At 42.2% G+C, this 23,675-nt stretch carries 17 protein-coding genes; 3 read left to right on the top strand and 14 right to left on the bottom strand.

All coding sequences use genetic code 11. The annotated features are described in order from the left end of the window. Positions 1-119: 119 nt before the first annotated feature. Both AAA071_RS06835 and AAA071_RS06830 read right to left on the bottom strand, forming a co-directional pair. Positions 120-686 (bottom strand): anthranilate synthase component II, encoded by a 567-nt coding sequence (locus AAA071_RS06835; protein ID WP_060925043.1) that lies wholly within the window; start codon positions 684-686, stop codon positions 120-122. Beyond that, a complete protein-coding gene (locus tag AAA071_RS06830; RefSeq protein ID WP_038122944.1) occupies positions 686-2,155 on the bottom strand; it encodes an anthranilate synthase component I family protein in 1,470 nt (489 codons plus the stop codon). Before AAA071_RS06830 ends, AAA071_RS06835 begins: the two co-directional genes overlap by 1 nt. A 589-nt stretch (positions 2,156-2,744) precedes the next feature. On the opposite strand from AAA071_RS06830, the gene AAA071_RS06825 reads away from it, so the two are divergent. Both AAA071_RS06825 and AAA071_RS06820 read left to right on the top strand, forming a co-directional pair. Continuing rightward, positions 2,745-4,958: an SEL1-like repeat protein gene (locus AAA071_RS06825; protein ID WP_174892156.1), complete on the top strand. Its 2,214-nt coding sequence runs from the start codon at positions 2,745-2,747 to the stop codon at positions 4,956-4,958. Positions 4,959-5,007: 49 nt separating this feature from the next. Continuing rightward, positions 5,008-6,186, top strand: a complete 1,179-nt coding sequence (locus AAA071_RS06820; protein ID WP_349234094.1) for an MFS transporter — start codon at positions 5,008-5,010, stop codon at positions 6,184-6,186. 199 nt (positions 6,187-6,385) lie between these two features. Here AAA071_RS06820 and AAA071_RS06815 read toward each other — a convergent pair whose 3' ends face one another. The 3 genes from AAA071_RS06815 to AAA071_RS06805 are packed head-to-tail and all read right to left on the bottom strand — an operon-like array spanning position 6,386 to position 11,271. Beyond that, positions 6,386-7,807 carry an anion permease gene (locus tag AAA071_RS06815; protein ID WP_008603176.1) on the bottom strand — a complete coding sequence of 474 codons (1,422 nt, stop codon included), beginning with the start codon at positions 7,805-7,807 and terminating at the stop codon, positions 6,386-6,388. A 2-nt stretch (positions 7,808-7,809) separates the two neighbouring features. Further along, the gene (locus tag AAA071_RS06810; RefSeq protein WP_281741164.1) at positions 7,810-8,949 is read right to left on the bottom strand and encodes a 2-methylaconitate cis-trans isomerase PrpF family protein; all 1,140 of its coding nucleotides are present in this window, start codon (positions 8,947-8,949) and stop codon (positions 7,810-7,812) included. 24 nt (positions 8,950-8,973) lie between these two features. Then, positions 8,974-11,271, bottom strand: a complete 2,298-nt coding sequence (locus AAA071_RS06805; RefSeq protein ID WP_349234093.1) for a hydratase — start codon at positions 11,269-11,271, stop codon at positions 8,974-8,976. Positions 11,272-11,469: 198 nt separating this feature from the next. Here AAA071_RS06805 and AAA071_RS06800 point away from each other — a divergent pair, with 198 nt between their 5' ends. Beyond that, positions 11,470-12,339 carry a LysR family transcriptional regulator gene (locus tag AAA071_RS06800; RefSeq protein WP_316055543.1) on the top strand — a complete coding sequence of 290 codons (870 nt, stop codon included), beginning with the start codon at positions 11,470-11,472 and terminating at the stop codon, positions 12,337-12,339. A 316-nt stretch (positions 12,340-12,655) separates the two neighbouring features. Here the strand turns inward: AAA071_RS06800 and dcuC are convergent, their stop codons facing one another. The 9 genes from dcuC to AAA071_RS06755 all read right to left on the bottom strand — a co-directional run bounded on the left by dcuC (position 12,656) and on the right by AAA071_RS06755 (position 23,544). Then, on the bottom strand, positions 12,656-13,909 hold the full coding sequence (gene dcuC, locus AAA071_RS06795) for a C4-dicarboxylate transporter DcuC (protein WP_004697950.1): 1,254 nt from the start codon (positions 13,907-13,909) through the stop codon (positions 12,656-12,658). A gap of 238 nt (positions 13,910-14,147) precedes the next feature. Beyond that, a complete protein-coding gene (locus tag AAA071_RS06790) occupies positions 14,148-15,392 on the bottom strand; it encodes a M20 family metallo-hydrolase (protein WP_278472863.1) in 1,245 nt (414 codons plus the stop codon). Between the two features lie 62 nt (positions 15,393-15,454). Then, positions 15,455-16,750 carry an amidohydrolase gene (locus AAA071_RS06785; RefSeq protein ID WP_195213531.1) on the bottom strand — a complete coding sequence of 432 codons (1,296 nt, stop codon included), beginning with the start codon at positions 16,748-16,750 and terminating at the stop codon, positions 15,455-15,457. Between the two features lie 169 nt (positions 16,751-16,919). Beyond that, the gene (locus AAA071_RS06780) at positions 16,920-17,864 is read right to left on the bottom strand and encodes a DMT family transporter (protein ID WP_278472867.1); all 945 of its coding nucleotides are present in this window, start codon (positions 17,862-17,864) and stop codon (positions 16,920-16,922) included. Between the two features lies 1 nt (position 17,865). Further along, positions 17,866-18,342: a NanQ anomerase/TabA/YiaL family protein gene (locus AAA071_RS06775; protein WP_195213533.1), complete on the bottom strand. Its 477-nt coding sequence runs from the start codon at positions 18,340-18,342 to the stop codon at positions 17,866-17,868. A 282-nt stretch (positions 18,343-18,624) separates the two neighbouring features. Further along, positions 18,625-20,691: an elongation factor G gene (gene fusA / locus AAA071_RS06770; RefSeq protein ID WP_195213534.1), complete on the bottom strand. Its 2,067-nt coding sequence runs from the start codon at positions 20,689-20,691 to the stop codon at positions 18,625-18,627. A 403-nt stretch (positions 20,692-21,094) separates the two neighbouring features. Next, entirely contained in the window at positions 21,095-22,231 is a 1,137-nt protein-coding gene (gene hydE, locus AAA071_RS06765; protein ID WP_229039634.1) for a [FeFe] hydrogenase H-cluster radical SAM maturase HydE, read from the bottom strand. Next, the gene (locus tag AAA071_RS06760; RefSeq protein ID WP_195213535.1) at positions 22,218-22,964 is read right to left on the bottom strand and encodes a YaaA family protein; all 747 of its coding nucleotides are present in this window, start codon (positions 22,962-22,964) and stop codon (positions 22,218-22,220) included. The genes hydE and AAA071_RS06760 overlap by 14 nt, the downstream gene beginning before the upstream one ends. Then, positions 22,942-23,544 carry a hypothetical protein gene (locus AAA071_RS06755; protein WP_008603200.1) on the bottom strand — a complete coding sequence of 201 codons (603 nt, stop codon included), beginning with the start codon at positions 23,542-23,544 and terminating at the stop codon, positions 22,942-22,944. Before AAA071_RS06755 ends, AAA071_RS06760 begins: the two co-directional genes overlap by 23 nt. Positions 23,545-23,675 lie beyond the last annotated feature (131 nt).

Below are 23,675 nucleotides of genomic sequence, written 5' to 3'. Positions count from 1 at the left end.
ACGACTTGGCGGCCCCACGTAGTGGGGCGGTGGCCACTTGGAGTTCCGAGAGACCTTATTTCTGCCCTATCGTTCTAGAGCCTAAGAATGGCCCCTCGAATACCTAAATTAAACAGTGGTTATTTTTCTAAGAAATTGCGAATCATTTGTTCCCCGTTCGGTGTCATGATAGATTCCGGATGGAATTGCACGCCGTAGATTGGATAGTCTTTGTGTTCTACGCTCATTACTTCGCCGTCGCCTGTAATGGATGTAACGATAAGTTCGCTTGGCATGGTTTCGTCAATGATTGCCAAGGAGTGGTAGCGTGCTACTTCGAATTCTTCAGGTACCCCTTTTAGGATTTTAGATGGGTGTACTTGTTTGGCTACGCTTTGTTTGCCGTGCATAACTTGTTTTGCATAGGAAACGGTGCCGCCGAATACTTCGCCGATGGCTTGGTGACCAAGGCATACGCCGAGGATTGGGAATTCGCCTTTGCATTCGCGCAATAGGTCTTCGTATACGCCCGCATCAGCTGGTCTGCCAGGTCCTGGTGAAAGTATCACGTAATCTGGTTTCAAAGCGCGGATTTCTTCAACTGTTAATTCATCGCTACGGATGACTTTAATATCTGGATCGATAGAGCCTACTAATTGGTATAAATTGAAGGAGAAGCTATCGTAATTATCTATAAGGAGTACCATTATTCTACCTCCTGTGCATCTGTAATTGCGGAAATCATGGATTGGCCTTTGATTAAGGTTTCGTTGTATTCACTAGCAGGAACACTATCTCGAACGATACCAGCTCCGGCGCGAACATAGACCTTACCGCCTTTATTCATAGCCATACGGATGCCGATACATACGTCCATGTTACCGGAGAAATCAATATAGCCTACAGCACCGCCGTATACACCGCGTGGGCTTTTTTCTAGTTCGTGTAAGATTTCGATAGCACGAATTTTAGGAGCCCCGGACAATGTACCAGCTGGCAATGTAGCACCGATAGCATCGAGGGCATCTTTACCATCTTGAATGTCACCGCTTACAGTAGATGTAATGTGAATTACGTGGGAGAAACGTTGCAACATATGTAACGCCTCTACTTGTACGGAACCAAATTTAGCAATTTTACCTAAATCGTTACGACCAAGGTCAACGAGCATGTTATGTTCAGCCAACTCTTTTTCGTCATTAATGAGTTTTTCTTCAATAGCGAGGTCCTCTGCTTCGGTTTTACCGCGGCGCATAGTACCTGCAATTGGGAAGGTATACATTTTGCCGTCTGTCAATTTTACCAATGTTTCTGGAGAAGCACCTGTAAGCTCTACATCGCCACCAGATAGGTAGAACATGTATGGCGATGGATTCAACGTACGTAATACGCGGTACGCATTTAACAAGCTACCATCGAACTCAGCTTCACGGCGGTTAGATACAACACATTGGAAGATATCCCCTTCCTTGATGTAGTGCTGTGTCTTTTTAACAACTGCTTCAAACTCATCCTTTGTAAACTCAGAGATAAACTCTGTTTTAAGGATTCCTTTTGGAATGTCCGCCTCTTTACCATTTACTACGAGGTCAGCTAGTGCTTTAAGTTCAAGCTCAGCCTTGTTGTAGTTGCGTTCCAAATCGTTTGTGCTGATGTTAGCAATCAAGTAGATTTTATTTTTGTAATGGTCGAATGCGATAACCTTATCAAAGAGCATAAGGTCTACATCGTTGACCATAGCAGAGTCATCATCTGGTGTTGGGAAATCAAGGGTTGGCTCGATGTAGCGAATGTATTCGCAAGCGAAGTACCCTACAAAGCCACCTGTGAAGGTTGGTAGCTCTTCTAAACGAGGGCTTTTATATTGGCTCAAAATATTGCGAATCTCTGCAGCTGGGTCAGAGCACTCAAAGGTACGCGTTGTACCGTCTTTGATAGTCATTTGATGATTTTTGCAGAAGAGCTCAATCTTAGGATCATAGCCCAAGAAGGAGTAACGGCCCCAATGATTACTATTATCCGCACTTTCAAGCAAGTACGTATGACTGCTCACTTGTTTTAACGCTTTCAACACGCTAATCGGTGTGCGTACGTCGGATAAAATTTCCATATATACAGGCACGATATCGTAGCCCGGTGCGATAGCTTTCACACGGTCTAAACTAGGAAAAATCATGAGAACCTCCATCTGGCATTTGCCAATAAAAAAACTCGCCCATGACAATATAACGTCAAGGACGAGTCTATAGTTCTATTTTTACAAGAGTATTAGAAAATACTTGTATTATGCTATAAATCGCGGTACCACCTTGTTTGAATGCAGCGCACTCCTCTTTCGCAGGATACTAACATATCCCTCACGACTAACGCTCGTGTGACGTCGCACCATACTAGGAATGAAATTCATTCTGTTCCATGCGCCCTCGGTGGTCCATTTAATAAGCTGCGTACTACGGGTTCTCAGCTAATCCCGCTCTCTGTGAGTGCATTTCCTATTTTTATCTCCACCTCATCGGTTTCTTTTAGGCGAGTATAAAATTATAATCTGATTATAATGTTTCTATAGAATGAAAGTCAAGAAAAATCTCAACTTTCACCTTATCCTTACATTTGTTCATCACCTAATACCCATATATAATCCAATTACTGATTTCTCTAGTCCCTCCAAATTCAGAATATTTATATTGTGTTCCTCTAAACACTAATAGTATACTGAAACTACATATGTTATCAGCTTCTACTGATTATTATGCGGAGGAGAGAGTATGAGTTTTTATTTCACTGATCAAATACAGCAGTCTTTCAATAAAATATTCCACCAGTGTAATAAAGATATTGCTTGGGCGGGCAAGGCTGAGCTTGATGCCCTTGTGAAATTGGACGAGGAAGGTCAAAAGATTCCAGGTATCGGCGATGTGTACGCTATTTTGGCGCGCGTCTATTCTGGACCTCAGTTCACGTGGATTGAAGCAGGCTTCCCTGAGGATGACACAAAGGCGTATAGTTATTTACATACGGCTATTCGCAAAGGCAGTGCCATCGCTATTTTACAAGCTATGCGTACCTCTGGTGCCCTTACACCAACTATTGAAAAAGAGTTGCCTATGACGAAGGACCAAGCATTCCAGCGCGTCTATGAGGGCGCCCAAAAGGGTTGTTCCTACTGTGCCTACGCCATTGCCAATGTATACCAATGGGGGGATTACCACATCTTACCATCGGCTCGAAAGGTGGCTAACGAAGGTGAACCATCTACCTTTGTCCGTTTCTTAAAAAGCTTATTTGTACAAGCAGATCAACGTAGATCGACCAATAAAATAAATGCTATTGCTCAACAATGGTTGCGTAAATCTGCCGATGCAGGCCTTGTTATTGCATACCGAAACTTGCGCATTACCTATGTAGAGCAAGATAATAGGGCAATGGAAGAACAAGTCATTTTTGAAGGTGCCAAAGCAGGTTTGCCACTCATGATGTATTTAGCAGGCGATATTTGTAAATCTCGCGGGGAGCATGAACGAGCGCTCGAATATTTTGAGCGTGGCGTAACCATGAATAATGGCATGTGCTTGCGTGAAGCTGCCGAGTACTATGCAAAACCATGCGAGTCTAACAAAAGAATTCCTCAGAATATTCAAAAGGCCCTCAAATACTACGAGCGTGCTGCTATAAGCCCAGATTATTTAGACTTTAATGACCACGCTTATGTTACAATGCAAGCCATTATTCTTCGCACATTAAATATCGATGGTCAGTCTCAAGACTGGTCTCGCATCGCTCACTTATTACAACAACCAGCGATTTACACTCTTGATACTATTTGGCCGTATCTCGCCTATGTATTTACTTTCAAAAAAGGTAATACCCATGCCATAAGAACCGCCATAGAGTGCGTTAATAAGGCTAGCAAATGTTACGATAGATACGGTAGTTATGACTATGCGGACCATCTATGGCAACTGGCCGCCGGCTATTGCTACGAAATTGGTGCCTTTACAAAAGAACCTGATTTAGATCAAGCCGTTACGTTCTACGAGCATGCTTGTGAAAGCATCAATCGTCTCAACACAAGAAACGATAATTGGTTCGGTACTGGTGAGCCGTTGGTAATTCCTGACGAAGCATCTGAACGATTAGAAGCCTTTGAACTCGTTAATGGACACTATCAGTACAAAGAAGGCATACAACAATCTTCTACAACATGTAATCCTATGCCCCCTGCATGGCCTCAAAACTCTGTTGATGTATTAGAAATCTTTGAGGACTCTACTACAGGTTGGCGCACGAATAGATATGACTGGGATTTCATCGAGCGTGAGTGGGATACACAAAAATATCTTAGCTTTATCATCTATGATAATCGCCAATCCATAGAAAACGTAATTTACGATGTGTACAGTATCGTTATGTTCCACAATGAAGACAAAAACTCTTGTACCATCTATCTATACGGCTACATTGAGGATACTAGCAGACAGGATGAAAACGTGGATTCTAGGGTATATGAAATGAGATACTTCAAGGAGATGTCCATTCCTGAAGGTCTCGCATTAATTAAAAACTTCTATGATAATGCTACATTACCTGTTATTGATGAAAGCTGGGAGAAAGAGTACAAAAACACTACGCCTCCACGAGAATATGTATTAACTTGTGACAACGATATCTTCTACCTCAATCAATATGAATATCCAAACCAAATGATTAAGGATGCCTTAGAAGGCGTAGCGAATGGCAAGTATAATATTATTGAGGTTCGCCCTTCTAGCCTTGATGATCAATGTATTAGCTATTACATCGAGCGCGCAAAAGGTAAAAACTTACGCATTCGACTCTATGCCACTGTAGATGAGGACAACGAATATGGCTTTGAACGAGAGTCTTGCAACTTAACCTCCATCAACTACTGGATTCAGGAATCTCTAACTAGCAATAAGCTTCCTGACTTAAGCGATTGGGATGAAATTAAAAAGAAATAAGGATATTATTTTATTAAGAACATACTAAAACTAAGAAAGGCGGGATACTTTGGAAACATGGAAACGAACGGTGTACATTTGCGCATGCTGCATATTCTTCATGTCCCTCGGGATTAGTCAGGTAAGCCCTATTCTCCCTCTATACTTCCATGAAATGGGCTTAAGCGATACAGGATCGATAGCACAATGGTCCGGTGCCTCCATGGGCATCACCTTCCTCATTGTCTGCTTAGCAGCTCCCTTCTGGGGCCGATTAGCAGACCGTAAGGGACGTAAGATTACCCTCATACGCTCTAGTCTTGGTATGGCTATATGTAGTATATTATTGGGCTTTCAGACTACACCAGAAGGTGTGTTCCTCGTTCGTACATTGCAAGGGTTAGTAAGCGGTTTTTACCCCGCATCGGTAACACTTATCGCGTCAGAAACACCGCAAAACCATACAGGTTGGGCTCTAGGGATTATAGGATCCTTTAGCCTTGCAGGCTCACTAGCCGGTCCGCTTGTAGGAGGGTATCTCAGTGATGTAGTAGGTATTCGAAATGACTTCTTTATCATCGGGGCCCTTATGCTTATCTCCTTTGGCTTGACGGCAATGCTGGTACATGAAAACTATGTTCCAAAGCCACTTGTTGAGAAGCAAACCTTTAGAAATCTAAAAACTCACTTACCTGAGTTTTCTAGTTTAGTCGCTTTATCTGCAACCTCCTTCCTGTATGCCATTTCGGTTACCGCCATCTCCCCCATTATGACGGTTTACATTAAAGGAATGCTACCAAGCAATACGGAAAATATAGCCTTCATATCTGGTGCTGTGTTCTCTGCCATGGGTATCGCCCAATTCTTTAGTAGCTCTCCACTCGGGAAATTAGTAGACCGTATAGGCCCTAGAAAGGTGCTCATCTACTCGATGATCTATGTAGGTCTACTCAATATACCGCAAGCCTATGTGGACTCTGTGTATGTACTTGGGTTTATCCGTTTCTTGCAAGGTTTTGGGCTAGGTGGTATGTTACCTGCGCTCAATACCTATTTAGCATCAAAAACACCTAAGGAATATACGGGACAAGTATTCTCGTACAATCAGTCTTGTTTGTCTATGGGTTACTTTCTAGGCTCCTTTGGTGGTTCCATCGTAGCCGCTCAATTTGGCTTCACAACCCTTTTCTGGGCATGTAGCCTTACCTTTATCGGCGCTGCCCTATGGGTTGCGTTAAAACTAAAGTAACGCCGTAATACAACGAAAATAGTGCAAATGCATTAAAGAAACTATATAAACAAATAAAAAGAGCTGTTCTCAGAACTCAGATGTGTACTGATTCCGAAACAGCTCTTTTATTATATTTTTTGTAAAAGTTTAGAAAATTTCACTAGCTAGGGGATGATCATTCTATATGTATAGAATAACTATTGTCTCTAGTTAGGTATTATAGGATACCGAGGATTTCCCACCATGCGTAGCCCACTGTAAGGTTTACGATGAAGCACATGATAGCGAAGATACCGCCGATAATCCACCAGCTCTTAACTGTGTTGTAACCTGCACCGAATACGATTGGAGCCGCTGCACCGCCGTAGTGAGTCAACGCACCACCGTAGGAGTTTGTAGCAGCTAGTAACAAGGACAACGCCATTGGGTTTACACCCGCTACTTTACCTACAGTAAGGAATACTGGAAGCATGGCTACAACGTACGCACTACCAGAGGCGAACAAGTAACGAACAGCGATACTGATAGCGCCGATGATAATAAGAGCCAGCATTGGGTTGTCGCCGAAGTTGAAGTGTGTGCCCATAAAGTCAGCTAGCCATTCAAAGAATTTAACCTTGGACAACGCACTGGACATACCGATGATACCACCGAACCAGATCAATGTGTTCCAAGCACCTTTGGATTCAAGCATATCTTCCCATTTGATTACGCCTGTTACAAGAGCTGCTACCATGGCTACGATAGCTACTGCTGTTGCATCAAGGGAGAATTTAATGCCAAAGCCTTGCGTCAAGATGGAAGGCAACGCCCAACCAACTAAGGCAAGGATAAAGATAGCAATAAGAGATTTCTCGCGACCAGACATAGGTCCAAGTTCTTTCAAACCTTCATCAGCAATCGCATGAGAGTCGATGTGTTGAATAGATGGTTTGTCTAAGTAGTATACCAAAGCAGGTGTAATGAGAAGCATCACAAGACCTGGTACTACGAGTGCTAATGCCCAAAGGCCCCAGTTGATATCTACGCCGAGGATTTTGTTCATGTAGTCAGCAGCCAATAAGTTTGGTGCCATTGCTGTAGCGAACATCAAGCTTGTTACCTTAGTCACCATGTATGTGTTAACCATGAGGTAAGAACCAGCTTTTTTAGCGCTTTCACCAGGCTCAGAACCTAACGCTTTTGCTACAGAGTTCATGATTGGGAACACGATACCGCCACAACGTGCTGTGTTGGAAGGTGTTACTGGAGAAATAATAAGGTCTAATAAAGCAGTTACATAGCCAAGACGCAATGTAGTGTGACCTAAGGATTTAATCAATAGGTACGCAATACGACGGCCAAGGCCTGTTTTTACGAACGCCACACTGAGGGAGAACGCAGAGAATACTAACCATACTGTGGTAGATGCATAACCAGACAATACGTTTTTCGTAGCATTCAAGAAAATTGCAGAACCTGCAATAGATAATAACAAGATAATTGGTGCTGGCCAAGGTTTAACAACAAGACCAACGATAGCCATTAAATAGAAGCCTAGCAGTCGCCAAGCTCCAACGCTCAAACCTTCTGGCGGTGTAATGAACCACATTGCCAGAGGAATGGCAAACATAATTGCAATTTTAAGTAGCTTATTCATTCTTACTCTCCTTTAACATAAGCTATGCCTTTCATGATCGGTCGCGCCGTTCTAGCGACGCCCGCCTTCTCCACATGCCAACCAGTATCATTAGTCAAGCATATTTCGAAATCAAATTTCCCTGATGGATGCGCTAAAGTAACTTGATTCGTTTCTTTAGCACGTTCGCTCACTACTTCGTTCGCCACAGTCCCCGTAATCAGCGCTGCTGTAGCTGTACAAATACCACCTGTAACAGCATACGCTTTATGCATTACAGCGAGTGCCTTTGTACGCGCCACGATGTCTATACTATTCCCCTTGATAGTTCGATCATCGCTTGCCACGTAGGTTTGTGGTGCGGACACCATGCATACCTTTGGAACTGCAGGACTAGCAGCCTCTTTAGATGGAGCAAGTCCCATCATTACAGCTGCAGTAGTGCGAATATCTTCAAGTGTATTGAGTAATACACCGCCATCCGTTTCTGTGAAAGCCGGTAATTCCGTGCCTTCATAACCAAGGTCTGTAGCCTTTACAAATACAGCTGGATTAGCTGCATCTACGAGACTGACTTGGATTGTGCGTCCATCAGCCAATGTAATTGTGTCTTGTACATTGCCTGTTGGTAGTAGCTTACCTGTCTTAGAACCGCCAGGCTCCAAGAAATATAATGTAATACGAGCACCGGTACCAGGCACGCCATCAATAGCAAAATCACCGTCAATAACAGGTTTGCCATCTCGGACTGGCACGTGCGCTTCGATAACCTTATTTGTATTTGTGTTAAAGATACGAACCACTGTTTCTGGTTCTACAGCTTTCACAAAGCCTTCCATAATAGCAAATACCCCTGCACCAGCAGAAATATTGCCACAATTACCTTCATAATCTACTACCGCATCAGCGATACCGACATAACCAAAGGTGTAGTCGATATCCGCATCATCGCGGTCAGAAGGATTTACGATAGCTACCTTGCTCGTCAATGGATCGGCACCACCGATACCATTAATTTGACGCGCATCGGGAGAGCCATATAAATCTAAAATCATACGATCCCGAGCAGCTTGGTCAGTTGGAAGCGTATCTTGTAACAGATACGCCCCTTTACTAGTACCGCCGCGCATATAGGTAACAGGAATTTCTTTATACCCGTTCATAATATACTCCTTTATGTTCACCACTTACGCTTTGCTATTTGCGTAGTAGTTGATGAGACAACCTGCTGCGATAATATCTTTTTCTTCATCGCTGAGGTGACCTAAATGCAATGTGATTTCTGCTTTCTTCTCGCCTCCGCTGATAACATAAGCTTTATAATCATCAGAGTCAGAGAATAGTTGTTCACGTACATTTGGCACATATACATAGTCGCCTACTGCCATCGTTTTAGAGTCTTCTTCGCTAGTTATGAACGGCAACATACCCCAGTTAATGACATTACTGCGATACCGTTTTGTAGCATATTCAATAGCAATGTTAGCACCGCCACCCAATACGCGTTGGCAAGATGCGGCTTGCTCACGAGCGGAGCCATCGCCAGGGCGATTTGCATATACCATGCTAGAAACGGCTGTAGACTTAGCCATATCTTCTACGGATTCTGTAAGACCAAGCGCTTGTTTTACCTCTTCATAGGCAGTTACTAAATCTGCTGCGCTTTCACCTTCTTGACGAGATTTTTCCCAATCGCGAACAGTTTTAGCACGGCCTACATATTCAGGAACTTTACGGCTCAAGGCAAATTCAGACAATGCATATGGGTCAGAGCGGTATGAAGATGTTTCGCCAGAAGGAATCAACTCATCTGTAGTTGTTACAGGATCGTCGATATAAGCCGCTACTTTGAGCAATACATTTGGTGTCAATTCTTCGATAGAAGGCCATGGCTTAATGGATGGGCCATACACGAGTTCAGTATCTTTATTAGGTTCGTTAAAGCCACTATATACCTTGCTTTCATAAGGTTTATCATCATAGTGGTAAGCTGGCACCACATCATCATATTCGATATCAGTAGCCGCCGTCAATGCACCACCGTTAATAGCCGTAGCTGCTACGGAACGGGAGTCAAGAAGTGCAACGGAAGAAATCTGACCATTCCCTGGTTTAGACCCTTCACGATTCGGGAAGTTACGTGTCGCATGACGACCGCTAAGGCCCGTATTATTAGGTGTATCGCCTGCGCCGAAGCAAGGACCACAGAAGGCTGTACGCACGATGGCACCAGCGCTCATAAGGTCTACGAGAGCACCATTTTTCATAAGTTCTAAGTAAATTGGTTGGCTAGAAGGATAAACGCTAAATGCGAAACGACCGGAACCTACGCTCTTACCGCGTACGATGTTAGCCGCTTGCATAATGTTTTCATATAAACCACCAGAGCACCCTACGATGATACCTTGATCTAAATGCAATTTGCCGTCAAAATGTTTTTCAGGCAATTGTAAAGACAAGGATTTATTATCTAATTGCTCTACCGCTTGACGTTCGATTTCTGCTAATAAATCGCGACCACCTTCGTTGATTTCTTTAATTGTATATACATTGCTTGGATGGAATGGCATAGCAATCATACTTTCCACTTCCCCAAGATTAACTTTTACTAGGCCATCATAATAAGCTACATCACCAGGGTTAAGCTCTTTGTACGCATCACCGCGACCATGAAGTGTCAAGAATTCTTTCGTATTGCTATCTGTTCTCCAAATAGTTGTAAGGCATGTAGTCTCTGTAGTCATTACATCGATGCCGTTACGGAAGTCCATGGATAGGTGTTTAATACCAGGGCCTACGAATTCCATTACTTTATTTTTCACAAAGCCGTTTGCGAATACAGCTTTTTCAATAGCGAGTGCCACGTCTTGTGGACCTACGCCGTGTTTAGGTTTTCCATCGAGGTAAATAGCGATAACTTCTGGACGTTGTACATCATACGTGCGGCCAAGCAATTGTTTTACAAGCTCTGGACCGCCCTCACCAATCGCCATAGTACCAAGAGCACCGTAACGAGTATGACTGTCGGAACCGAGAATCATTTTGCCACAGCCTGCCATTGTTTCACGCATATATTGGTGAATAACTGCAAGATGAGGAGGTACATACACGCCGCCGAAGCGTTGAACCGCGGATAAGCCAAACACATGGTCGTCTTCGTTAATCGTGCCCCCTACTGCTGCCAAGCTATTATGACAGTTTGTCAAAATGTAAGGAATTGGAAATTTATCAAGACCACTGGCAATCGCCGTTTGAATAATACCAACATAGGTAATATCGTGAGATGTTAAGGCATCGAATTTGATGCGTAAATCTTGATCACCTTCGTGTTGTTGGTGGTCCATTAAAATACGGTACGCCATCGTTTCCTTATAGGCGCGCTCTTTATTAAAAACTTCTTGCTGATCAAGGGCTGCACTAGAATCCGCAGGAACGATATCCGTACCGTGATATAAAAATACACCATTTGAAATTAACTCAACCATGACTTGCTCCTTTATTACTTTCAGGCATGTGTAAACCTTTACAAACACTATATTTTCACCATGTTTATTGGTGAAAGTTCCATTACTCTTACTAGTACCTAGTCTTTAGTTATATCTAATCTGTATAGCCCTAGCGTCCCCTCGTCTGTACCAACTCTATGGGATAGAGTACAATAATACATATATAAAGGAGAGTTTATGGACACGAAAGATTGTACAATTTTAAAAACCTTAGCAGAGGAAAATAATATTACTTATGCGGCACGTCGTCTATTTATGACGCAACCTGCATTGAGTGAACGGATAAAAAAATTAGAAAAGGAATTTAACTGTCCCATCATCAACCGACAAGCTCGTGGTGTAGAGTTTACCTATCAAGGTCAACGCCTTGTACGATACGCCGAAGATTTGCTCAATTCCTATACTTCGGTGCGCCAAGAGCTATTAGCTATGGGTAGTGAACCACGCGGTACATTAAACCTAGGATGCTCAAATGTATTCGCAAAGTATCATATCCCCCATATCTTATCCACCTTTAAAGAGGCTTATCCACATATTGATATCATCATGTATACGGGACTTAGCTATAAGCTATACCATGACTTCCTTGAAGGCCGCTTACATGCTGCCATCATTCGCGGTGCCCACACTTGGACAGAGTCGAAAGAACATATCTGGTCTGAACCATTCTGCTTCTTCAACAAAACGCCTTGTGCCGTAGAGGATTTACCTCGTCTGCCCTATATTCACTATCAAACAGATCCGAATTTACAGCAAACTATAGATGATTGGTGGTATTCTCACTACTCACAACCACCGATGCGCATCATCGAAGTGAACGACATCGATACCTGTATGAAGCTCGTCAACCAAGGACTTGGTTTTACCATCCTTACCAAAAGCTGTGGCAACGATTACCCTAAACTATTTAAGGAAACCTTAAAGGATCTTGATGGTCACATCATGACTCGTGATACGTGGATGTACACCCGTAACAGCGCCCTTGAGTCCAAGCCAGTACAGGCTTTTTACTCATTTATGAAAACCTGGGCAGACACAAAGGCATAGTATATATTCCTTTAATACATATAATATATTATGAAAATGCAATAAAAACAAATTGCGTTTTTCTTTGGTATCCATAAATATTACTTATATCTCAACTTTCAATATATGCGTAAAAATCATATAATTAGCCGCTTACATATAATCAATTGATTAGTCTCTTATATACAATCATCTTGATTACCATGCTAGTTTAAATCATATGAATTGGTGCTTTGATACAAATATATTGATTGGCTATTAAAAGTTATAACAAAGAAAACCCGTCATGATCACAACAATCATGACGGGTTTTCTTTTACAATATAGTTTTATTGAACTAGAGTAACAATAGCATGATGACTACAGTCGCAATAATACATGGGACGGCATTGCGTTTCGCCATTTCCATAGGGTTGATACCTGCAAGTCCCGCAATGATGATACCTGCTCCTGCTACAGGACTCATACTTCGACCGATACCAGCACCGATTTGAGCCATGGATCCAAGTTGCATAATACCATAACCAAAGTCTGCTGCATGCGGTGTTACAGCACCGTTAAAGGCAAGAGCTGCCGCATTACCAGAACCAGAAATAACCGCCAATAAGAACGGACCAAAGGCTGCCCCGATTTGGGCGATTTGTTGAGAGTTCTTCATTCCATCAATAAGGGCACTTGTAAGTCCAATGAGTTGCATCCCTGCTGTAAAGCATGCTGCTGCAGCCATAAGGCCCACTACATCACACATACCATCTCCAGTACCACGGAAGAACTTCTTAACAGCTTCTGCCACATTAGGACGCACGGCAATGATACCAATAGCAGTACCGATGAGCATAGATACAGGAACGGAGATTTCTGGAATCACCGCTACCTGTTTACTACCTAATACAAGTAAAACAAGAGGAATAATTGGAATGATTGCATAGAAATAATTTACTTTGAACTCTTTGCCTTCCTCTACAGTATCGTTTTTCATTACATACCCTGTATGCTCCTTCTTAACGATAGCTACAATATTAAGCAAAATAGCGGCTACTACGATACCGATAATTGCTTGCATGGAGAAGCTGGCAATAACTGTCATTACGTCTACCCCCGCCAGTTGTGCCACTTGAGGGTTAAACATAAGGCCTGGACTCAAGGAGCTGCCCCATGTGCCTAAAAAAATAGCAGAACCAGCCATTGCTGGATGTACTCCAGAACGAATGAGGGCAGGAATTAAGAGTGCACCTACAGCCGCAGCACAACCTGCCGCTGTAGGTAGTGCAATGTTGATTAAGAATGTAATAATAACGGCACCTGGGATGATGATTTTAGTCATCTTTTTAAGCCCTGCAGAAATGAAATACACCATATGCTCCGTACATTTTGTATATTCCATAACATAGCTAAAACCTAACACCGTACAGATTGTAGGCACAAGGCCTGGATTTGTAAGTTCTTTCACAAAGGCCGTCGTACCAGCGCCAAGCTGCCCACCAATAAAGCACATTAATAAGCCTGATAATAATAAAACGAGCCGCGTTTCAAACTGTTTAATAATAGCGATAAACGTCGCTACTACGATAACAATACCTGTAATAACCATAACTCTCCTATCCGTGTACATAGGATGCAAGATAGCTATATCCCCTCTATAAACACTTTACACCCAATACACAACTAACAACACTAAATACAATAATCCTATCTATGTCTTACACCTAATAGGCCTAACAATAGTAAAAGTAATCACTTAATTATATACAGTATAATCATATAACTATATAACTACTTATCTATATAACTACATAAATACATAAAGAATAAATACATAAAGAAATATATTAAACAAGCTTTGTTTCTTCCAAGCTAAGTTTTCTAAGCACCTTATCAAGCACCTCTGCACCCGTTACGATATCATCCATTTCAGCAAATTCTGCAGGATTATGACTGATGCCATCGCGACATGGAATAAAGATCATTCCCGTAGGAACTGCCTCCGCCCAATGCATCGCATCATGACCGGCACCGCTCGGCATTGTCATGTACTCTATACCGACAGACTTAACAGCCTCTTCGATTTCTCGAATCATCGCCGGGTGCATCTCCACTGGATGGTCCTGTGCAATTGTTTCAATTGTATACGATAATCCACGTTTCTCGGCAGTAATGTCGATAAATTCCTTAACGAGAGTAACTACAGAATTGCGAGCTACCTTAGAAATGCTACGAATATCTACCCCTAGCTTTACAGCACCAGGAATGACATTCATCGCGCCAGGCATAACCTCTACAACACCAACAGTACCCACCACGGGTGGCTCCTCTTGCATGGATGCAATCTCCTCGATGCCGAGGATGATTTTTGAAGCTCCACATAGAGCATCATGACGCAAGTTCATCGGCGTAGCGCCACTATGATCGGCATTGCCCCGAATGGTCACATAGAATCGCTCTGGCGCTGCAATACCAGTCACAATGCCAATCGTTTTCTGTTCGTGCTCTAGTACCTTTCCTTGTTCTATATGAATTTCTGTGAAAGACTTTACAGGTCGTTTATATTCCATTTCTTCAATCCCATCGGGATTTAAGTTGCGACCTTTCAATGCTTCGTACAAAGAAACTCCTTGTTTATCTACCAATCGGTGTAAGTCTTGTAATCTTAATTCACCACGCATGGCCTTACTACCTAGTGTAGCATTCCCAAAACGACCGGACTCTTCGCACATGAAGGATACCACAGCGATGGTATGGTCATGTTCATAACTATCGTCAGTCATGCTACGAATTACTTCAATGGCAGATAACACGCCCACCACACCATCGTAATTACCTCCATTGGGTACGCTATCTGTATGAGACCCTACCATGACAACTGGTAAATCTGGTTTCTTACCAATCTTATAGCCAATGACATTACCAAAATCATCTATTTCAACGGATAAACCCGCATCAGTCATGCGGTCTATAATATATTGCCGTCCTGCCCAATCTGCATCGGTGAAAGCAAGGCGATTAATGCCCTCACCAGATGCCGTCAATTGGGCCATAGCCTCAAAATCTTTAACCAATCGCTCTCGTTGAATCATGTAACACCTCACAATCTATTACATCAATTACTGACAAACCATATGATGCTAGTACATAAAGCTTATTTTAAATAGTGAGCTGCAATAGTACCTAATGCAACGATACCATTTAGCATATCTTCTTCATCGATATCAAAGAGCGGATTGTGATGTGGCGCTTTAATAGCAGAACCTACTACCATGTAGGTTGCTCTACCGCCGCGATCGATGACACGATTCAAGAAGTACGCACAGTCTTCACTGCCGCCACCACTGTAATCGAATGGCACCTCTTTAAAGATCCCAAGTGGTTCCACGATAGCTTGTACTTCACGAGCTAAATCATCACTGATACGACCTGCAGGAGTTTCTCCTTGTTTTGTGATTTCAAAGGTACAATCATGCATTTCTGCAGCACCTTTAATAATAGTCTTCGACCGTTCAATCATGTAATCATTGATTTCTGTCGTAGCACCACGAGTTTCTAGTTTAAGCACCGCCACATCAGGCGTCACATTGCGGCCTGTACCGCTTTCAAAAACACCTACATTCATACGAGAAGCGCCTTGACTATGACGAGCGATGGCTTGTAAGTTAAGAACTGCTGTACAGCCGGCGAGCATTGCATTTTGTGCCTTTTCAGGAGAGCCCCCGGCATGAGCAGAATAACCGTGGAACACCGCATCAAGTTTTGTTGTCGCTAAGAAGCCATGATCGCTACAAGCAAAGCAATTGGATAATTTTTCGTTAAACCCAATATGCATGCCGAACATCAAATCTACATCATCTACTACGCCTGCTTCCGCCATCGCTTTAGCACCGCGTACACCTTCCTCTGCTGGTTGGAAGATGAGTTTGATAGTGCCTTTGAATTCATCCTTGTGCGTAGCCAAGTATTCAGCTAGGCCTAGCCCCATCGTCATATGTGCATCATGACCACAGGCGTGCATCGCCTTATCATGACAAGAACGGAACCCGCCCTTTGCGGGTACATGGTTATCATCTTTAGCTTCAATGACATCATTGGAATCCATGTCTACACGAAATGCTACTACAGGGCCTTCACCACCAAACTTCATAGTTGCAACAATGGCCGTTTTACCATAGCCCATCTTTTCAACAAGCTCAGGATTTGCGCCTTCTTTGATGGCTCGATCCATAGCAGCTTTCATAACCTCATCACTAGGCAAGCCCATGCGAGATTCTAAATCGAGTACATCTGCGCCTAACGCCACATCATAGCCCAAAGAAATAAGCGTATCCGCCACTTTCGCAGCAGATCGATACTCAAGCCAAGCAGGCTCAGGGTACATATGAAAGTCGCGACGCATAGCGATTAACGCATCGCGTCGTTGTTGCACAAAATCTTTTACAGACATAAATACCTCCTTAACAAACTAATAATCACGTATACATTTACTATATGAATTGAAATGTAAATAGTCAACTAAATGGCGCATGTATACAGTATCTAAAATATACTTTATGTTACAACAAAAAACACATATACCACGAAATGATTTCTGTGATATATGTGTTCTTATCGATTTATTCTAATATTGTTTTATTCAGTTTTGCCAGTACTTCTCGTTTAATAGTTCGTTGTCTATCCCAAGCGATGATAACAACGGTAGAAATAATCATAGCCATACCAATTAGTCCTAATAGACTAAATTCATTTCCTAAAAAAGCCCACCCAAAGAAAGCCGCCGAAATAGGTTCAATAGATGACAAAATAGAGCCTGGTACGGCCCCAATTCGTTTAACCCCTTCTAAATAGGCATTGAAAGATACTATCGTCCCGAGAAATATGACATTGAAACAACCAATAACAGTCCATGCGTCCCACACTGCATATGAGTTTGGTTGATGAAATAATATAGCGGCTACAATACCGCTAATGAGCATCCCGAATCCTACAATAGGTAAGGTACCATATTTGTAGAGTAAATCAACAGGAGAAATACTATATACAGCTACACCGATAGCAGATAAAAGGCCCCATACGAGAACCATTAGAGGGAAGCTTTCAATAGAAAGGCCATCATCATTGCCCATTAAACAAATGGTCCCCACTAAAGCAAGTATAACAGAAACCATCTCTCCCTTGGATGGTCGTTTACCATAGCGAACAAGCAGATAAATAATAATCATAGATGGTGCCAGATATTGTAATACCGTTGCAATACCAGCTCCCGCTAAAGCAATGGATCTGAAGTATGTATATTGGCATAAGGCCATTCCAAATACGCCAAAAACAATGAGTCCTAGCGTATCTTTTACACTATGAAATACATTAAAGATAGAATTTCCAAATCTAAACCATGCATAAATAACAGTTAGTAAACCTGCTGTAATCAATCGCATAGTTACTAGCCATTCCAAATTCATATTTCTAAAATTGCTTAAGAACTGTACGGATGCACCTGATACACCCCATAAAACAGCCCCCAATAGAGTTATAATAACACCAATAACTTCATATTGTTTCATACTACTCACCGAGCAAAGATACGTGAACTTTCACAACCACCTTACGGATTTTGATAGGTTTATCGTTTACAGCAAGCAAGGGCCGATGAACATCAGACGGGAAGAATACAGTGTAGTACCCTTCTGGGCAATGGATTTGCCCTTCATCAACAGCTTCATTAGGATAGAAATAGCAATCTCGATCCGGATAGGACTCCACAGGTTTAATGAAACCTTTATCTACGAAAAAGCCCATGTTTTCCTCGCCGCTCACCATAAATTGGATATCTACATAATTACGATGCGATTCCGGTTTTGTGGCTTCAAATAGTTTTGTTTCTACATCATCTACATTAGCATACATCATGTCACCCTCGATGGCATGACGTCCTCCAGGCAACGCTTTCAAATCTGTGTTTTTCAAGAAATCCAAAGCGCGCACAATGGCTTTAGGATAGCCCATTTTTGTATAATCTGCGGTAATACTAGAGAAAAACATACACAATCCTTTCACAATATCTATGAATATGGCACCACAATAAACCAATTATATTACCTTTTATGTTAGCACATATATACATAAAGAACTAGCTATTCTCTTATGTAAAAGCCCTCCATACGCTACATATATGGAGGGCCTCAGTAAAATACTATTCAAATTTATGACTTACGTCAATTATTACGCTATGAAATTGTTACAGTATTAAATTGTTACATTATGCAATTGTCTATTCAGTTGTAGTGATTCAAACTGTATTAGATACAGCATGTGGCCATTACCTTATTCTTGGGTTTTATGAGCAGCGATAATTTCTTCCGCTTGCTTATGTGGAACCTCTTCATAGGTATAGAACTGACGGTTAAATACACCTTGTCCTTGTGTAATGGAGCGTAATGCAGTCACATAATCGGACATTTCAGCCAATGGTACTTGTGCTTTAACAACAGAAATACCTGTTCTTTCACTTTGTTCCATTCCTAATACACGACCTCGACGGCTATTCAAATCACCCATGATGTCGCCCATGAAAGCATCTGGTGCAAACACGTTGACTTCATAGATTGGTTCTAATAGGACTGGTTTCGCCTTAGGAATCACATCCTTGATAGCCTGTGACGTAGCTACTTTAAATGCTAACTCTGAGGAGTCTACACTGTGGTAAGATCCATCCAAGAGTGTCACTTGCACGCCAATCATAGGATATCCTGCAATTAGGCCTTTATCTAGGGTTTCTTTGGCACCCTTTTCCACTGCTGGTATGTATTGTTTAGGTACAGCACCACCAAAAATTTTGTCTACGAATGCAAATTCGCTACCATCATATAATGGATCCACTTGAATCTTAACGTGACCATATTGACCATGACCGCCACTTTGTTTCTTATACTTAGACTCGGTTTCAGCAGAGCCTTTAATGGTTTCGCGGTATGGAATATATGGAGCCACAAGTTTAGCTTGTACGCCGTATTTACGGTCCATTTTGTTGAGGATATGCTCGAGATGTACTTCACCCATACAATCGATTTGTAATTGGCGAGCTTCAGCATTTTTCACTACTACGCAAGTAGGATCTTCTTCCGCCACTTTAAGAACAGCACTAGCTAATTTTTCCTCCTCACCTTTTTTCACTGGTTCCATAGCCACTGTATACAAAGGTTGAGGGAAACGGATAGCATCGTATGTCACTTTAAAGTCAGGAGCCGTTAATGTATCGCCGGTCTTAGCATTGGCCAATTTCGGTATAACTACGATATCGCCAGCTTTTGCAGCAGATACAGGGATTTGTTGCTTCCCGATAAGGGTAACCATCTTGCCCCATTTTTCTTCTACACCTTGGTTTACATCATAAAGGCGATCGCCTTCTTTCAGTTCACCAGAGAAGATACGTACAAAGCTTTGTTTGCCTGCGAATGGGTCTAACAATGTTTTAAATACGAATGCAGTTAATGGTTTATCTACATGTACAACACATTGTTCGCCGGTTTCCGCATCAGTTGCGGTCATCACTTTTTTAGTTGCATCCGGCATGTAACGGATCATCCGATCCAATACTTGATCTAAGCCAATACGAGATGTGGCACTGCCACACATGATTGGGCACACACGGCCACTAATCATCCCTTCACGCAAGCCTTGGCGGATTTCCTCTAAGGATAATTCTTCGCCTTCTAAATATTTTTCCAACAACTCATCGCTACCTTCAGCCGCGGCTTCTACGGTCATTTCCCGAATTTCTTGAGCCTTTTCGATAAGGTGAGCTGGTACAGCGACCTCTGTTGGTTGGCCGTCCTTATAAGTAAACGCAGTCATTTTCGCTACGTCTACAACGCCTTCAAAATCGGCGCCTTCACCGATAGGAATCTGCAATGGCATAATGCCTTTGCCAAATAATTCCCGCATTCTTTCAATAGTGCCAAAGAAATCAGCACCATCGACATCCATTTTATTGATAAATGCCATGCGAGGCATTTGTAATTCAACTGCATAATCCCATGCGCGAACTGTGTCAGTTTCTACACCAGATGTGGAGGATAGCACCATCAACATACCATCACAAGCACGCAAAGCGGCACGAACTTCGCCATGGAATTCGTTATAGCCTGGAGTGTCTATGAAGTTAACCTTATGTTCATGCCACTCACATGGCGCCATGCCCAATTGAATAGTTACATTACGTTTAATTTCTTCCGGTTCAAAGTCCATAATATGTTTATTATCTTGACCTTTACCTACGAAATCAACCGCACCAGAAGTTAACAACAAGGATTCAACAAGAGCTGTTTTGCCCGCACCATCGTGGGAAACAACAGCAACGTTTCTAATTTTATCACTACTGTACTCTTTCATTGGAATCGCCTCCTTACTGGCAAATTACGGCTTTGCTAATACATTTCGACACTACAATAAAAAAATCCTCTTTTTCTGAGAAAAATTTCTTAGAAAAAGAGGATTATATACTAATACTAAATTAGAACAAAAATTTTAGTATTCCTATGTAGATCCTAAACTTAATTAAATTATTAATAAGACTTTATCGGTATATCCTATATATAGATGGGACTAGTGTCCTCACAAAGTTATAAAAAAGACGGTCTGTACTTGTGCCGCGACATCAGGAACGAGGAGCAAGCAAGTATAGACCGTCTTTTTTAATTAAGTTGTCGTTATGTAACGGGGCCCCATCTATATATAGGCAATACTAGTGGTAAATATATTAATTCACTAAATAATTTAGTTAAAACATAGAATACTAAAATTTCCCCGTCCGTTTGCCGTAGTGTTTAGAGTCCCCATTTTGTTTCCAACCCACTGTATCACCGATGGACATTACGCGGCGCGTCAAGCAGTCTTTACATTGTTCTGCATTGTCGTCTACGCATGGCTTGTTATCATATAGCAAATATTTTGCACGGTGTTCAGGAATGGTGATGATAGGCATAAGGATATTCGCCCCTGCGGCTAAACCTTTTTCACGGCCTAGCTTATCGAGTGCTTGTAATGCAGTAGTAGCTGCGATATTTACGTCTTTCAAAAATAAACGAGTCAACGCAATCATCTTGAGCCCCAGTTGAACACGACGCAATTTACCTGCTTCGTCATCGATACCCATCGCCAATGCTTCTTGACCTAGAGGCGTATCGTGATGCACCACATAAGGGCCCATGCCGATCATGTCGATATCCATGTCGCGATAGAACAAGATATCGTTCACAAGATCTTCCTCAGTTTGACCAGGTAGGCCAATCATAACGCCTGTGCCAACTTGAAAGCCTACGCGGCGCAAACGACGTAAACATTCTACGCGCGTCTCAAAGGAGTGCAATTCATCACGAGGATGAATTTTATGGTATAAATCTGTATTAGTTGTTTCAATGCGTAATAAATAACGACTCGCACCGGCTTCACGCATGCGGCGGTACGCCTCTTCGCTTTGTTCCCCTACACACATCGTTATGCCAAGAGAACCATCACCAATGGCTTTAATGTCGCGAATTAAATCCACAACATAGTCTACAAAGGCATCATCACAGCGTTCACCAGATTGGAGTGTAATGGAACCATATTCATGGTCATATGCCCACTGCGCCATCTTGATGATGTCTTCGCGATTCATATCAAAGCGTTCCGCCTTATCATTTTCTCGGCGGATTCCGCAGTAATTACAATTCTTAATGCATCGGTTCGAGAACTCGATGAGGCCACGATAATACGCTACAGGCTTTACGTATTTTGCCTTTACTTCGTAGGCCTTTTTATATATTAACTGCAACTGTTCTTCATCAGTTACAGACATGAGAAATCTTAGTTCCTCCTCGGTCAGCCATTCATCGCCGACGAGGTCTTTTGCAAGAATGTCTTGCACTTGCAAACAATCACTTCCTTTCATAACGAATCGTCATCGATTCGCTTGGTATGGTGATGGATTCAATGTCAGTGACACAGGTAAATCCATTGATTTCGCGCGGCAAGTCCCGCACATGTTTCACTTGTCGTGTTAAACATTCGTGAGCCATCACACCTCGACTCATTTTGGAGGACGTACTCATCTGCTTAAACGTGTCGCCCCGTAATTCCCAAAATTCAATGGTTACCACCTTTGGATGGTTCACCATTTTTGCATATTCTTTAGATGCTAGGTTTAGGATCCAATCTTCCTTGTGAAAGTATGCATCCACTGCTTCACGCCATGTATCGTATAAATTAACGCCTACCTTATCAACCATATCGAGTCGATAATCGCGCACACCCATATTAGGTTCAACGACACCGTACAACGCAGACATTACAACGAGGTGGCTTTCACCAAAGGTCTTAGCCTCATCAGACAAGTTCTGCCAATCTAAATATTTAAAAGCAATGCCATCGTAGCTTTCACAAGCCACACCTACTGGCTGGGACTCAAAAGCTTGATAAAAGTCATATAAAGCTTGCGCCTTATCATCCTTTAGTTTTAAAGCTTTACCAAGAGCCGTTACATCGAGAGATCGGACATGTTTTATGATTTCGTGTGTGATGTGCGGCTGAAATTGTCTGTCTCGGACTGCATAATGTACTGCCTCATCATTTCTAGCAACATCGGCAATCGTTTTTGTCTTACTAGGAGAGAGGACGATTTTCATGAGATAATTCCGCCTTAATAGATTCCTCTGTCAAATTATCGATCAATTCTGGGTTCCACAACATGAGAGGCACCGCCACTACGTGGCTTGCTTTCAATTCTTTACATAATTTAATGCATTCTTTGAGATAATTAGAATCTTCATCTACAAGGTCGCATACGATAACCACGTGACGCCCTTTAAGGTTTACACCTTCATAATCGATACTTTCAGCAGATACTGTAAGCATGCCTGTTTCCAAGCGGCCTTCGCTCATGTCGTTCAAACGAGACATCAATACATGCTCAAGCATAGTAGATACAGGTGTCACTACGCGACCTATGCCGATAAGAGCCTCAGGTTGTGCATGAACGATAACCGTTTTCTTGCGTTTATCCGTTCTGAACTCAATAAGAGCTTTTTCTAAAGCGCCAAAAAATACGAATAACTGCCAAGGATCAAAAGAGCCTGTTTGGAACATATCGATAACAGAACCATCCTCATCCATATTGAGGCGCGTCAATAACTCTTCAGCAATGTCGTTAACCACAACACTAAAATCAGATTGTATTGTCTCTTGCACTTTGATTTCCTTTGCCATTAGGGCCTCCTAGTTTTCCATATATCACACTGCTAAGGAATATCCCCAACAGATATTATATTAATTTTAATTATACTATCTTTAATTGTACCATATTTTATACCCCTCTTGGGTATTCAAAGATACGCTTT

Source organism: Veillonella parvula (genome assembly GCF_040097785.1).
Lineage (GTDB): Bacteria > Bacillota > Negativicutes > Veillonellales > Veillonellaceae > Veillonella > Veillonella parvula_D.
The sequence above is the reverse complement of the archived record's forward strand: the minus strand, read 5'-3'. Positions and strand labels throughout refer to the sequence as shown.

What these genes read in the sequence shown, in the direction of transcription:
- AAA071_RS06835 (WP_060925043.1), bottom strand. Translation starts at nt 686, where the DNA reads ATGGTACTCCTTATAGATAATTACGATAGCTTCTCCTTCAATTTATAC.
- AAA071_RS06830 (WP_038122944.1), bottom strand. Translation starts at nt 2,155, where the DNA reads ATGATTTTTCCTAGTTTAGACCGTGTGAAAGCTATCGCACCGGGCTAC.
- AAA071_RS06825 (WP_174892156.1), top strand. Translation starts at nt 2,745, where the DNA reads ATGAGTTTTTATTTCACTGATCAAATACAGCAGTCTTTCAATAAAATA.
- AAA071_RS06815 (WP_008603176.1), bottom strand. Translation starts at nt 7,807, where the DNA reads ATGAATAAGCTACTTAAAATTGCAATTATGTTTGCCATTCCTCTGGCA.
- AAA071_RS06810 (WP_281741164.1), bottom strand. Translation starts at nt 8,949, where the DNA reads ATGAACGGGTATAAAGAAATTCCTGTTACCTATATGCGCGGCGGTACT.
- AAA071_RS06805 (WP_349234093.1), bottom strand. Translation starts at nt 11,271, where the DNA reads ATGGTTGAGTTAATTTCAAATGGTGTATTTTTATATCACGGTACGGAT.
- AAA071_RS06800 (WP_316055543.1), top strand. Translation starts at nt 11,470, where the DNA reads ATGGACACGAAAGATTGTACAATTTTAAAAACCTTAGCAGAGGAAAAT.
- dcuC (WP_004697950.1), bottom strand. Translation starts at nt 13,909, where the DNA reads ATGGTTATTACAGGTATTGTTATCGTAGTAGCGACGTTTATCGCTATT.
- AAA071_RS06790 (WP_278472863.1), bottom strand. Translation starts at nt 15,392, where the DNA reads ATGATTCAACGAGAGCGATTGGTTAAAGATTTTGAGGCTATGGCCCAA.
- AAA071_RS06785 (WP_195213531.1), bottom strand. Translation starts at nt 16,750, where the DNA reads ATGTCTGTAAAAGATTTTGTGCAACAACGACGCGATGCGTTAATCGCT.
- AAA071_RS06780 (WP_278472867.1), bottom strand. Translation starts at nt 17,864, where the DNA reads ATGAAACAATATGAAGTTATTGGTGTTATTATAACTCTATTGGGGGCT.
- AAA071_RS06775 (WP_195213533.1), bottom strand. Translation starts at nt 18,342, where the DNA reads ATGTTTTTCTCTAGTATTACCGCAGATTATACAAAAATGGGCTATCCT.
- fusA (WP_195213534.1), bottom strand. Translation starts at nt 20,691, where the DNA reads ATGAAAGAGTACAGTAGTGATAAAATTAGAAACGTTGCTGTTGTTTCC.
- hydE (WP_229039634.1), bottom strand. Translation starts at nt 22,231, where the DNA reads ATGAAAGGAAGTGATTGTTTGCAAGTGCAAGACATTCTTGCAAAAGAC.
- AAA071_RS06760 (WP_195213535.1), bottom strand. Translation starts at nt 22,964, where the DNA reads ATGAAAATCGTCCTCTCTCCTAGTAAGACAAAAACGATTGCCGATGTT.
- AAA071_RS06755 (WP_008603200.1), bottom strand. Translation starts at nt 23,544, where the DNA reads ATGGCAAAGGAAATCAAAGTGCAAGAGACAATACAATCTGATTTTAGT.